Raw genomic sequence first — 13,474 nt, forward strand, 5'->3', positions numbered from 1 at the left:
CATAAAATTAAAGTGGTTACAAATAAGGAGAAGTAATGGAAAAGTACCTATATGTATTCAATTATCCGCCTGAAGAACGTGATTTGTGTGCATTAGAATTTCGGGCATTATTTAAAGAAGAATATTTAAGCAAATATTATTTAAGTAATATTGATTATAGTGTTGATCAAAGTGTTTTTATGAAAGCTAAGGTTGATATTTGGTCTGTAGATAAAAACTTTGATCGATTAATAGAGAAAGTTAAACAATTGCATTATGAGTTTGAGGAATTTAAGGTTATTTATTTAAAAAATGAAATTAGCCATGTTGATTATCAAGAAACATTGCAGAAGTGTAAAGATATTTCCTGGGCTATTGAAGGAACTGTTAATATGTCTAAACCTAAACATATTATTGCAATTACTAAGTTGAATCAATTATGGCTTTGTGGCTATTATCATCATGGTATTCCATCGTGGAAAAAACATGATGATAAACCGAATACTTTTTCTAACTCGTTAGATATTAGACTGGCTAGAACGTTAGTTAACATTGCCTATCAAGGTGATAAAAGCTTAAAAATAGTTGATCCTTGTTGTGGAATGGCGACTGTAGTTTTAGAAGGATTAGCACTAGGACTAAATATTGAGGGATTTGATATTTCTCGGGAAATATCATGGCAAGCACGAAAAAACTTAAAATACTATGGTTATAATGAGTATTTAATTAATAAGGTAAGTATTCATAATTTGGATAAACATTATGATGTTGCCATAATTGATTTACCTTATAATTTATATACACCAATTAGCTATCAAGAGCAGTGCCAGATAATTGAATCATCAAGAAGAATCTGTAATCGACTAGTGATAGTTACATTTGAAGAAATGTCTGGTGAAATTATTAAGGCTGGATATAATATAGACGATAGTTGTTTTCGAAGAAAGGGCGAAAAAAATAAATTTGGGCGCTATATTTATGTTTGCAGCTAAATTATAAAGTAAATTGGCTAGAATTATTTATAGTTGGGAGGGTAACAATGAAATTATTAAAATACATTAAAGATTATCGGTTTCCAGCTATTGGCGGATTTGTTTCCAAGATAGCTGAAGCCGCTTTAGAATTATTAGTACCACTAGTAATGGCTGATATTATCGATGTTGGAATTGCTAATAATGATCAAAATTATATTTTATCACGGGGATTAATATTAGTGGCATTAGCTGTTATTGGATATCTGTTTGCGTTGATATGTCAATATTATGCATCAGTAACATCACAAAGTGTAGGGACTAAACTTAGAGAGGATATGTATCATCAGATAAATCGCTATGATCATCACAATTTAGATAAATTAAATGCACCAACATTAGTAACTCGATTAGTAAATGATGTTGTTCAAATTCAATTAGCAATTGCTATGACGATTCGTTTAACATCAAGAGCTCCTTTTATTATGTTAGGTTCGTTATTTTTAGCCTTTTTAATCAGTGGTCCATTAGCCTTGATCTTTGTTTGTGGAGCAGTAATTTTAGCAATTGTCATGTTATTAATTACAATAGTTTCAATGCCATATTTTAATCGGGTCCAACAAAAACTTGATCAAATAAGTTTAATTGTACGTGAAAACTTAAATGGGATTCGAGTTATTAGAGCTTTTGCTTCACAAGACAAAGAAATTAATAAGTTTAAACAGGAAACTAAAAGTCAAAAAGATATTCAAGTTAAAGTGGGGAGTATTCAGGCGTTATTGAATCCTTTTACACAATTGATCGTAAATGTCGCAATTGTATTAATTATTTATTTTGGTGGGGTCCAGGTAAATATTGGTGGATTATCACAAGGTGAAGTTATTGCTTTAGTTAATTATATGAATTCAATTCTTTTAGCTTTGATTGTTTTTGCAAATGTTATCTCTATTTACAATAAAGCTGGAGCTAGTTATTCACGAATATTTGAAGTGTTAGAAACTAATCCTGATATTACAAGTTTATCTAATGAAACAGATTGGAATGATACACCGGTTTGTTTGGAGTTTAAAAATGTTGATTTTGCTTATAATAAAAAGAATGTTTTAACAAACATTAATTTTAAAATTTATACAGGTCAGACAATTGGTATTATTGGCGGAACTGGTGCAGGTAAAACTTCTTTAGTAAATCTAATTGCTCGTTTTTATGATGTTAATAATGGAGAAATTTATTTAAATGAAAAGCCAATTAAAGACTATGATTTACAATCACTACGAAGTTTCATTGGTTTTGTACCTCAGTATGCTTCTTTGATTTCAGGAACGATAAGAGAAAATCTGCAATTAGGTAATCAAAACGCTAGTGATGAAAAATTAATGACGGCTTTACAAATTGCACAGGGAGTAGAATTAGTAGAAGATAAAGAAAGAGGCTTAGATACATTTATTGACCAAGGTGGTAAAAACTTATCTGGTGGTCAAAAACAGCGTCTAACTATTGCTAGGGCTTTAGTAAAAGATCCCAAGATTTTAATCTTAGATGATAGTTCAAGTGCTCTTGATTATGCTACCGATTTTAGGTTACGTCAGGAATTAAAGAAATTGCAAATGACTAAAATTATTATTTCACAAAGAATTGCTTCTGTTGAACAGGCTGATAAAATTCTTGTTTTATATCATGGTGAATTAGTTGGCTATGATAGTCATGAAAATTTGATGAAGAATTGCCAGATTTATCAAGAAATTTATGCTTCTCAGCATAGTGGGGATGGTGATTTACATGGATAATAAAACTATTATGCGTTTAATTACATATTGTAAACCGTATCGAATTATTTTAATTGGGATTTTTGTTTTATCTTTTATAAGTGTTTGTTTAACACTGATTACTCCAATTCTATTTGGTCAAGCAATTGATTTATTGATTGGAGTAGGTAAAGTTGATTTTAATGCTTTAATAAATCAATTGTTATTTATTGTTTTAATAATTATTGCTGGGTCGATAGTACAATGGATATTATCACAGCTAACAAACAAAATAACTTATAATATTACTAATGATTTACGAGATCGAATTTTTGAAAAGATTCATTTATTACCACTAAAATATATTGATCAACATCCTCATGGAGATATTATTGGACGAGTTATCAATGATATTGATTTAATAGGCAGTGGTTTATTGCAAAGTTTTACTAGCTTGTTTACAGGAATTGCAACGATCGTAGGGACAATTATTATTATGTGTTTAATTAATTTGACGATTGCAGCAGTAGTAATTGTTTTAACACCGTTATCACTTTTAGTAGCTTCATTGATTGTTAAAAGAACACATTTATATTTTCAAGAACAATTAGAGATTCGTGGTGATATGAATGGATATATTGAAGAAATGATTGGTAATCAACGTTTGATTAAAGCATTTAATTATGAAGAATTAAATGAACAAAGATTTGCACAAATTAATCAGCGGATGCATGTTAGTGGCGTTAAATCACAGTTTTATGGTGCTTTGATAAATCCTACAACAAGAATAGTCAACAGTTTGGTTTATGGTGCAGTTGGTGTTTTTGGGGCAATTAGTGTTTTAAATGGGCATTTTAGTGTTGGATTACTATCGAGCTTTTTAACATATGCTAATCAATACACTAAACCATTTAATGAAATTTCTTCAGTAATGACAGAAATGCAAACTGCTCTTGCAGCTAGTGGAAGAGTATTTAAATTATTAGATGAAAAAGTTGAAAAACCAGTTGCTGATCCGCAAACGATTGAAAATATCAGTGGACAGGTTTGTTTAAAGGATGTTTGTTTTAGCTATAATCCTGATATATCATTAATTGAAAATTTAAGTTTAGAAGCTAAACCAGGACAAACAGTTGCTATTGTTGGTAAAACTGGTTGTGGGAAAACGACTTTAATAAATTTATTAATGCGTTTCTATGATCAAAACAGTGGTACTATCCAAGTAGATAACATTGATACTAGAGATATGGAAAGAAATTATTTACGACGATTATACGGAATGGTTTTACAAGAATCTTGGATCTTTAAAGGGACAATTAAAGAAAATATTGCTTATGGAAAAAGTGATGCAAGTGATCAAGAAATAATTGCTGCGGCCAAAAAAGCCCGGGTTCATAAGTTTATTATGAAGTTACCAGAAGGGTATGATACGTTAGTAGAAGAAGATGGTGGCAATCTTTCTCAAGGACAAAAACAGTTAATTTGTATAGCTCGAATTATGCTTACTAAACCACCGATGTTGATTTTAGATGAAGCGACTAGTTCGATTGATACACGAACTGAATTACAAATCCAGGAAGCTTTTGATATTATGATGGAAGGAAGAACGACATTTATTGTTGCCCATCGTTTATCGACGATTAAAAATGCTGATGTTATTTTAGTAATGGATAAAGGTCGTATTTTAGAACAAGGAACGCATCGAGAATTGTTAGCTAAACATGGTTATTATTATAATCTATACCATAGTCAGTTTAATTTAGGAAACAGTCAATAAAATGACTGTTTTTAATCTTTTTAACAAAAAAAATGAAAATATTTATCTTTTTTCTAAAAATAATTTATTAAAATAAATTATTATATTGACAAATAAGAATTACAAGTGTATTTTTATTCTTAACAATATTAAGGGGGAAGAAAAATGAATGGTTTAGTATTGCTCGTTATCGCAATGGTAGTTTTGATCGTTGCTTATGTTGTTTACGGGCGTTATTTGGAAAGAACATGGGGAGTTGATCCAAATGCTAAAACCCCTGCGATTAAGAATGATGATGGCGTTGATTATGTACCTAGTAATAAATGGAATGTTTTCGCACATCAATTTTCTTCAATTGCGGGTGCTGGGCCAGTAACTGGACCGGTTATGGCATTGATGTTTGGTTGGATACCAACTGTTTTATGGATCCTTGTAGGTGGTATTTTCTTTGGTGCTGTTCAAGATTTTGGGGCATTATATGCTTCAGTTAAATCTGATGGTAAATCGATGGGCGGAATTATCGAAGAATATATTGGTAAAACAGGAAGAAAATTATTCTTTTTATTTTGCTGGTTATTTACATTACTTGTAATTGCAGCTTTTGCCGATATGGTAGCTGGTACATTTAATGGCTTTGGGGCAGATGGGTCAAAAGTTGCTGCTAATGGTTCAGCTGCTTCAATTTCAATGTTGTACATTGTTGTTGCAATCGGATTTGGTTTCTTTTTAAGAAAATTCAAAGTTAGTGGTAAATTACAAGCGGCTATTGGAATTGTTTTGATTTTATTGATGTTAGCAGTAGGAATTGCTTTTCCAATTTATTTTGATAAAACAACATGGTTATATGTAGTGTTTGTCTATATTTTCTTTGCATCAATTACACCAATGTGGTTATTAAAACAACCTCGTGATTATTTAACTACATTCTTATTTGTAGGAATGATCATTGCAGCTGTTGTTGGTGTGCTTATTTACAATCCAACTATTTCTACACCTGCATTTACTGGATTTGTAACTGATAGTGGAAGTTACTTATTCCCAACATTATTTGTAACTATTGCTTGTGGAGCAGTTTCTGGATTCCACTCTTTGGTTTCTTCAGAAACAAGCAGTAAACAAATTGAAAATGAAAAAGATATGTTACAAGTTGGATATGGTTCAATGTTATTAGAATCATTATTAGCAATCTTAGTTGTTGTTGTAGTTGGGTCTTTATCTTCATTAATTGCCGATGGTACTTTAAATCAACAACTTACAGCAATGGTAACTGTTGAAGGTGGAGCTACTCCATTTACTCAATTTGCAGTTGGGGTTACTGGTTTTGTTTCTCAATTAGGATTACCTCAAGAATGGGGAATTTGTATTATGACAATGTTTGTTTCAGCATTAGCATTAACTTCATTAGATGCTGTAGCAAGAATTAGTCGTTTATCATTCCAAGAATTCTTTGAAATAGAACCTGGTCAAGAACAATCTGGAATAAATAAATTTTTAACAAATAAATATGTAGCTACATTAATTTCATTATTCTGTGGATATTTATTATCTTTAGGTGGTTACAACAATATTTGGCCATTATTTGGATCAGCTAACCAGTTATTAGCTGCGATGGTATTAATTAGTATTTCAGTATTCTTAAAGGTAACTGGAAGAAAAGGATGGATGTTATATATTCCAATGTGTTTAATGTTAGTTGTAACATTAACTTCATTAGGAATGTCAATTTATAACATTGTTACTGCATGGATGACAACAGGAACAATTGATTTCTTGACATCCGGATTACAATTAATTGTAGCAGTATTGTTAGTTGCTTTAGGTGTATTAGTAGCATTCTTTGATTTCAAAAAATTATTTGAATCTAAAAAAGCAACAGCGTAATTAAAGATAAAAGTGCTAATTGTTAGGATTAGCACTTTTTTTATAAGAAATAAAATCACGATTTTTTTAATCATTTAACATTTTATCAGACATTTTTTTAGCAATTAATATTAATGCAATGGCTAATGCGGCTAAAATAGCAGAGCCTAGATATCCCATCACATATGATCCAGTTGCATCATAGAAGCTGGCTGAAATTTTTGGTCCGACAAAAGCTCCAATACCATATCCAATAAAAATCAATCCATAATTACGATTATAATATTTTGAGCCAAAGATTATTTTAACCATTGGTGCAAAGACAACTAGCAGCCCCCCAAAAGAAAAGCCAACTAAAGCAATACATAAAATGAAATAAATATAAGAATCAGCAAGAGTTAACATTAACATTGAAATACCGTTAATAACTAAAACTAGTAACAGAGAATTCCAGCCTTTTAATTTATCATAGATAAAGCCGAATGCAATTCGTCCAAACATATTAAATAAAGTCATTAAACTTACACATAGAGCAGCATCCATTGCTGATAAACCAATTTGATTTTGAGCAATTGGTGATGTGGCACTAACCATCATAGTACCAGCAGCATTAGCAAAAATAAACATTAATAACAGAACCCAGAAAATTGGTGTTTTAATCATTTGAGGAATATTGTAATCTTTAGTGTTTAATTCTTTGCTTTGTTCAGTAGATGGAACCCATCCTTCAGGAGTCCAGCCATCAGGGCAAGGAACGATCATCCAGGCTACTAGACCAACCCCAATTAAAAAGATAATTCCTAAAATTTTACAAGCACTTTGAGCCCCATAATTGTCAATTAACATTTGGGCAATTGGTGACATGATAAATGGACCACAAGCAGCTCCAGCTTGAACTAAACCAGAAATAGATCCGCTTTTATCAGGAAACCATTTTAATGCTGTTGGTAAACAGGCTGGATAAATCATCCCAGCACCAGCTCCAGCGATAAAGCCATATGCAATATAAAGGAATGGAATTGTATTAGCAAAACCAGTTAAGATCCACCCTCCTGCAAATAAAGCTAATCCGATATAAATGGCGATTCGTGGCTGGAGTTTTTCAGCTAAAATTCCGCCTAGAAAGCCAACAGCACAATAAATAAACATATAAATAGTATAAGCCATTGAAAAATCAGAACTACTCCAACCAAATTGATCGCATAATGGTAATGCAAATAAACTAAAGAAAGCAGTAGCTGATGTAAATAAACTTTGTATCCAAACTCCCGCAAAAACACGCCAGCGAGTTGCTTTAGTAATTTTCATTCTTTTAATCCTCCATTATTGTAAAGTTCCTAAATCTAATGGAATATCACGACCGTTAAATTTTCCAGCTTCGCGACTAGTTCCCATCCAATAAACCATATCAATAATGTCTTCAACGTCTAAAAATGGGACCCCAGCATACATTTCTTCAACAGATGTAAAGTTATTACCAGTTAATTCATTGATGAATTCAACATAATCCATTGTTTCGCACATTGGAGTTTTTACTTTAGTTGGACATAAAGCATTAACAATTATTCCTTTAGAACCTACTTCTTTAGCTAATGTTCTAGTAAGACCGATAATGCCCCACTTAGACATACAATAAGTTGCTAGCTTTGGAGTTCCGTACAATCCTGAAGTCGAAGAAATATTAATAATTCGCCCAAACCCTTGTTTTAACATATATTTAGCAGCATATTTATCAGTTCGCCAAGTTCCAATTAAATTAATATTAATCACTTTTTCTACTTGCTCATCAGTTAACTCCCAAGTGTATCCAAAATTAATAACTCCAGCGTTAGCGATAACAACATCTAAACGCCCAAATGTTTCCCAGGCTTTACTAAATAGTTTTTCCATATCTTCGTTATTAGTAATGTCACAACGCATTGCTAGAACTTTAGCACCTTGATTTTGACATTCTTTGATCGTTTCTTGAAAATGTTCATTTTCAGGCTCTAACATATCTGCTAAAACCACATCAAAATTATTTTTTGCATATTTATAAGCGTGACCACGCCCTTGTCCCATTGCTCCTCCGGTAATTAGGACAACTTTTTTATCGTTCATATTAATCCTCCCTTGTTATTTTTTTCACGTAACTAGTATAATCCTTATAATAGTTTTAAAGTCAATTAGCTATTTTGCTTGTTATATTGTAAAATTTTATAGAAAATATGGTAAAATAATGACATTAACTTTAAAATAATTTGAAAGTTGGGGAAGATAAATGTATACGACATATACTATTGGTGAATTAGCAAAAATATTAGGAGTTACTGCTGAAACAATTCGTTATTATGAACGAAAGAATATCATCCAGCCTATTCATGATGAAAATAGTGGCTATCGCTACTATACCGCATGGGATTTGCATATGCTTATAAGAGCTCGTTGTTATCTTGGGTTTGGTTTTAATATTGAGCAGGTAAAAGAAATACTCCAGAAGGAAAGTATTGAAAAAATAGATGATCTATTATCAAAACAAGAAGAAATAATTCAAGAAAATATTATTTATCAAATGAATATTTTAAAAAAATTAAAAGCTAATCGTTCTTTGATAAATGACGCTAAAAAACAAGACCATCAGCTAGAACTAAAAATGCGTCCTGGAATTTATCGTATTGACAGCCAAAAATGTTATAATTTGTTTTTGTCAAAAAAAGAGCAGGAAGCATTAAAACAATTTTGTCAAAAAGTTCCGTTTATTTTTTCTACTGCACTATTTCCTAAAGAAAACGTTGAAAAACAAAATACTGATTTTTATTTTGGAGTTGGCGTTGAAGAAGAATTTGCGCAGCTTCTTGATATTAAAGAAACAGAATATGTTAAATACTATCCACCATGTCAATGTTTATATATGTGTATTTCATCACGTTCGAGCCAATTTTTAACATATCAGGTTTTAAATCCGGCATTTGAGTATATGAAAAAGCATAATTTACAACTAGCTGGTGATATAATTACTCAAATTGTTTCAATGTGTAAGCCAGATCAAGAATATTTTAACTGGCATAATATCTGGATACCAATCGAATAAAAAACTCACATCAAGCGATGTGAGTTGATTATTTTTAGATAAGTTTATATTCTTTCCATTTAGCGCTAACAAATCTAATCATAAACAATACCGAACGACAAGCCCAGTCAGCCCCCATAGCAATCCATACGCCAATGATGCCTAAGTCAAAGATAATTCCAAATAAGTAAGCAGATCCTAATCTAAATATTAACATTGAAATTATTCCTACAAACATTGAGTATTTAACATCGCCAGCTGAGCGTAATCCATTAGGAAGAACAAATGAAGTTGGATGTAAAGCAAATGCCATGATATTATGCATAATAACTAAAATATAAGTATAATTTCTAGCAGTTTCAGATAATGAATATAAGTTCAATAATATTGGTAAAGCAAGAATAACAACACCACCAATTATTGCTGTGATAATGTAAGATATTTTCATTAGTTTTTTAATATAATATGTTGCCTGATCGTAATCATTGGCACCAACACATTGACCAACTACTGTTACGATCCCTAAGTTAATAGCATTAACTACAACTACTGCTATCTGGTCAATACTTCCAGCGACACTATTGGCAGCAATCTGACTTGTTCCAAAGACTGCAGCAATACTTGTTACTAAAACTCTTCCTAGTGTAAAAAGACCATTTTCAATACCGTTAGGTACAGCGATTTGTAATATTTTTTTAATCATTGTGGTATTAAAAGCGAAAACCTCTTTAGTTTTGATATAAATTGGATTTTCATGATTAAAAGATAAAACTAACATAATTATTGCTGCAACAATTCTTGATATTAATGTTGGAAAAGCAACACCGGCAACCCCAGCTTGAAGGATGATTACACCAATGTAATTTCCAACGATATTAATAATATTCATTAATAAAGAAATATACATAGTTACTTTAGTTTTTTCAATTGACCTAAAGATTGCAGCAGATGAGTTATAAATACCTAAAAAAGGAAAAGATAAAGCCGTAATTAGAAAATAGATTATACAAGCATTCATAACATCAGCTTCAATTGAACCAAAAAATAATTGTAGTAAACCACGATGGAAAACTAAGCATAGTACCATAATAGCAATAGAAATAATTGCTGTGATCGTCATTAATTGACTAGCGGCAAAATTTGCTTGTTCCTTTTTTTGACTACCAAGATATTGACAGACAATTACAGCGCCACCAGTAGCAATAGCCGCTAAAACAGTAATGATAAGATTATTGATCATATCGACCAATCCAACACCGGAAATTGCTGCTTCACCGGCATAAGATACCATCATAGTATCAGCCATTCCGACAATCATTGTTAAGATTTGTTCGATTACTAATGGCCAGATTAATTTTGTTAATTGTTTATTTGAAAACATCATAAGATATCAGCCCCCTTGATACCTTAATTATATAAGCCCTGATTTTTCATGTCTAATACCTATAATAAATAGTTTCTATGCTTAAAATGAATTATAAAAAAGATGTTATAAAATTTGGTGATGTGTTCTTATTCTCTGTTTTTTATAATCTGATTGTTTGGTTATCTATTGTTATGGAAAAATATTTGCTTAAGATATTTAAGTTTGATGATGACTTGGATGATAATGGTGAAATAAATGAATTTGAAAAATAGAAAGAGGAGAGTGCTCCTAGATATGATTTCTCCTCATAGAATTTTAAAAGGATTCGAAATTTTAATATCGAATCCTTAGCGTACTTTTTAACTTTTTTGTATATTAAATATTTTTTACAAACTTTTTAGAAGTATACCAAATCATAAAAGTACTAGAAATACTTAACATTAATAGATATAATTCTGGAATGCTACTATCATCAGTTTTAACAGCATTAACTGAATTAATATCATTCGGTTTTTGAATTTCTGTTGCAGGTACCTGCTGAGAAGTTAATATTTGTCTTGCTGTCCATTGCCAAACATGTTCGCCGTTGTATTCAGGCATATTTAGTGCTGTATATACCCAAGACTCGTGTCCTCCTGAATAAATTTCATCACCAATTTGGACATTATCATAAGTGGTTAAAATAACATTAGGATTGTAGTCTTTTAGTAGGTTATATACTCTTAATGCAGATTCTTCATATTTAACAGTCCCATCATTTTTAGCTTGAACTAACCATAAAGGAGTATTCTTAATGGACAATAGCTCTTCATCAGTTATTTTTCTGCCTTCCCCATATGTATTGATATTTGATTGATCAATTGCAGGACAGGTTGCAACAGCAGCTGCAAAGAAGCCAGGATTATGTACTACTAAATCTAATGTCATATAGCCACCAGCAGAACATCCGTAGACATAAACTCGATTTTTATCGATTTGATAATCAGCAATAATTTTGTCAATTAATGATTTAGTATCTTGTAAATGATCTGACCATTCATCAGGCACTTGTGGTGCTAAAACATATGCCCCACCAAAAATATTTTGTGCTTCATCAGTTGTGAAAGTTACTGCACCACGATTGGCTTTTAATTGTGAAACATTGTTATACAATATTCCTTTGTATCCTGATTCGCCACCACCATGAAGCCACACGATTAATGGATGATTATTGCCATCATTTTCTGGTGTATATAATTGGTATTTTAAACCACCGTATTCACCTGCAGTAAATTTTTCAATTTCATTATTATGGATGTTTTCATTTTGTTTGAATTCTAGGTTAGTACTTTCGATTTCTGTACCATCACTAAGTTTTAATGGCTTAGTTAGTTCAATACGATATGAAATATCTAATGATAAATTACATCCTTTTAGTGTTTCAAAATTAGCTGTAAAATCTAATGTGCTTTGACCACTACCATCTTTGACTGTATTTAGATTTAAAATGATTTTTCCATCTAGAAAGTTTATCTGATCTATAACCCTTTCAACATTTTCATAAGTGCCGCAGTGAACTAGACCATCTGCTTCAATCATATCTACAATATCTTTATCAGTATATGGTGTGGTAGCTGTAGCATATACTTTAAACATATCAGTTGTTAAGCTTGTTTCATCAATGCTTAAATCTGTAGTATCCAAAACAATTTTATCAACAGCCTCTCCATAATTATAAACAGTTGAATATAAATCAAATGGAATTACAGTTTTGCTATCAGTTGCTAGAACAGGACTAATACTAATAGTTAGTATTGTAAATAAAGATAATAAAAAAGATAATGTTTTTTTCATGTTTTTTCTCCTTTCTTGTCAGTATTATAAAATATGAACAAGAGAGAAATATACAAAATTGTTGACTTATTTATCTTCGAAAAGTAACTTTCTAAAATTACCAGGTGTAAGATGATAATATTTTTTAAATGTTTGGATAAATTGGTTTTCATTTGTAAAGCCAGTAGCATAAGCGATTTCTAAAATTGTTTGATTCGAATTTATTAATAACTGGATTGATTTATCGATTCGATAATTATCTAAATACTGTTTAAAAGATAAACCTATTTCTTGTTTAAACATTCTTGAAAAATACTCTCGAGAGTATCCAAAATAGTCAGCCACTTGATATAAGTGAATGTCATGATTATAGTTTAAATGAATATAGTTAAGGATTTCTTTTGTTTTTTTAGTTGCTTTATTTTTATATTTGGTTCGGCAATTCTCATATAATAAATCAATTATTGTTAAAAGTTGTAAAAATATTTTAATATATCTATTGTTATTATTACTATCATATAATTTACAGATTTTTAGTATACTATTTGCAATTGATGTCTGTATGTTTGGATTATTTATTTTAAAGTAAGTTTCTTCTAAATCGGGTATTAATGATTTTAAAAAATCATAGTTTATTTGTAACGTGATTCCTACAATTTTATCTTCATAGCAATCAAAATGTGGAATTGAATAATGAATTTCCCCACTATTAGAAATACTAACTTCGTTTTCATGAAGAGTTTCAAATTGATTTCCGTTATAAAAATCAACTGTACCTTCTAAATTTAATGTTAATTCCAATGCTCGATGCCAATGTGCTTTTACAGATTGAATCGGAGCTTTATAATGATAAAATATTGCAATTGGAATATTACCTTTTGTATTAGTTATTTCATAATAAATTTTTTCCATATATATCTCCAATGTGTCATTTAG

The 13,474-nt window shown here is 30.7% G+C and carries 10 protein-coding genes; 5 read left to right on the forward strand and 5 right to left on the reverse strand.

The features are described 5' to 3' along the window. Positions 1 to 35: 35 nt before the first annotated feature. From B5E92_RS09265 to B5E92_RS09280, 4 genes are all read left to right on the forward strand, one after another. Positions 36 to 971, forward strand: coding sequence for a TRM11 family methyltransferase (locus tag B5E92_RS09265; protein ID WP_087301546.1), 936 nt, complete (start codon positions 36 to 38; stop codon positions 969 to 971). Between the two features lie 47 nt (positions 972 to 1,018). Further along, entirely contained in the window at positions 1,019 to 2,737 is a 1,719-nt protein-coding gene (locus tag B5E92_RS09270; protein WP_087301548.1) for an ABC transporter ATP-binding protein, read from the forward strand. Further along, complete coding sequence (locus tag B5E92_RS09275; protein WP_087301550.1) at positions 2,730 to 4,472, forward strand: ABC transporter ATP-binding protein; 1,743 nt, start codon at positions 2,730 to 2,732, stop codon at positions 4,470 to 4,472. Before B5E92_RS09270 ends, B5E92_RS09275 begins: the two co-directional genes overlap by 8 nt. A gap of 144 nt (positions 4,473 to 4,616) precedes the next feature. Then, on the forward strand, positions 4,617 to 6,332 hold the full coding sequence (locus B5E92_RS09280; protein ID WP_087301552.1) for a carbon starvation protein A: 1,716 nt from the start codon (positions 4,617 to 4,619) through the stop codon (positions 6,330 to 6,332). A 66-nt stretch (positions 6,333 to 6,398) separates the two neighbouring features. Here the strand turns inward: B5E92_RS09280 and B5E92_RS09285 are convergent, their stop codons facing one another. Both B5E92_RS09285 and B5E92_RS09290 read right to left on the reverse strand, forming a co-directional pair. Further along, entirely contained in the window at positions 6,399 to 7,619 is a 1,221-nt protein-coding gene (locus tag B5E92_RS09285; protein WP_087301554.1) for an OFA family MFS transporter, read from the reverse strand. Between the two features lie 15 nt (positions 7,620 to 7,634). Continuing rightward, complete coding sequence (locus B5E92_RS09290; protein WP_087301556.1) at positions 7,635 to 8,411, reverse strand: SDR family NAD(P)-dependent oxidoreductase; 777 nt, start codon at positions 8,409 to 8,411, stop codon at positions 7,635 to 7,637. 160 nt (positions 8,412 to 8,571) lie between these two features. Between B5E92_RS09290 and B5E92_RS09295 the strand changes: the two genes are divergently transcribed. After that, positions 8,572 to 9,381 (forward strand): MerR family transcriptional regulator, encoded by an 810-nt coding sequence (locus B5E92_RS09295; protein WP_087301559.1) that lies wholly within the window; start codon positions 8,572 to 8,574, stop codon positions 9,379 to 9,381. Between the two features lie 34 nt (positions 9,382 to 9,415). Here the strand turns inward: B5E92_RS09295 and B5E92_RS09300 are convergent, their stop codons facing one another. The 3 genes from B5E92_RS09300 to B5E92_RS09310 all read right to left on the reverse strand — a co-directional run bounded on the left by B5E92_RS09300 (position 9,416) and on the right by B5E92_RS09310 (position 13,450). Beyond that, positions 9,416 to 10,744 (reverse strand): MATE family efflux transporter, encoded by a 1,329-nt coding sequence (locus B5E92_RS09300; RefSeq protein WP_239406441.1) that lies wholly within the window; start codon positions 10,742 to 10,744, stop codon positions 9,416 to 9,418. A 357-nt stretch (positions 10,745 to 11,101) separates the two neighbouring features. Beyond that, on the reverse strand, positions 11,102 to 12,559 hold the full coding sequence (locus B5E92_RS09305; RefSeq protein WP_087301561.1) for a prolyl oligopeptidase family serine peptidase: 1,458 nt from the start codon (positions 12,557 to 12,559) through the stop codon (positions 11,102 to 11,104). A 66-nt stretch (positions 12,560 to 12,625) separates the two neighbouring features. After that, the gene (locus tag B5E92_RS09310; protein WP_087301563.1) at positions 12,626 to 13,450 is read right to left on the reverse strand and encodes a helix-turn-helix domain-containing protein; all 825 of its coding nucleotides are present in this window, start codon (positions 13,448 to 13,450) and stop codon (positions 12,626 to 12,628) included. Positions 13,451 to 13,474: the final 24 nt, after the last annotated feature.

The sequence above is a fragment of the Erysipelatoclostridium sp. An15 genome, assembly GCF_002160675.1.
Taxonomy (GTDB): Bacteria; Bacillota_I; Bacilli_A; order Erysipelotrichales; family Coprobacillaceae; genus Thomasclavelia; species Thomasclavelia merdavium.

Bases quoted from the DNA above. Each gene is read 5' to 3' on its own strand.
- B5E92_RS09265 (WP_087301546.1), top strand. From the start codon at position 36: ATGGAAAAGTACCTATATGTATTCAATTATCCGCCTGAAGAACGTGAT.
- B5E92_RS09270 (WP_087301548.1), top strand. From the start codon at position 1,019: ATGAAATTATTAAAATACATTAAAGATTATCGGTTTCCAGCTATTGGC.
- B5E92_RS09275 (WP_087301550.1), top strand. From the start codon at position 2,730: ATGGATAATAAAACTATTATGCGTTTAATTACATATTGTAAACCGTAT.
- B5E92_RS09280 (WP_087301552.1), top strand. From the start codon at position 4,617: ATGAATGGTTTAGTATTGCTCGTTATCGCAATGGTAGTTTTGATCGTT.
- B5E92_RS09285 (WP_087301554.1), bottom strand. From the start codon at position 7,619: ATGAAAATTACTAAAGCAACTCGCTGGCGTGTTTTTGCGGGAGTTTGG.
- B5E92_RS09290 (WP_087301556.1), bottom strand. From the start codon at position 8,411: ATGAACGATAAAAAAGTTGTCCTAATTACCGGAGGAGCAATGGGACAA.
- B5E92_RS09295 (WP_087301559.1), top strand. From the start codon at position 8,572: ATGTATACGACATATACTATTGGTGAATTAGCAAAAATATTAGGAGTT.
- B5E92_RS09300 (WP_239406441.1), bottom strand. From the start codon at position 10,744: ATGATGTTTTCAAATAAACAATTAACAAAATTAATCTGGCCATTAGTA.
- B5E92_RS09305 (WP_087301561.1), bottom strand. From the start codon at position 12,559: ATGAAAAAAACATTATCTTTTTTATTATCTTTATTTACAATACTAACT.
- B5E92_RS09310 (WP_087301563.1), bottom strand. From the start codon at position 13,450: ATGGAAAAAATTTATTATGAAATAACTAATACAAAAGGTAATATTCCA.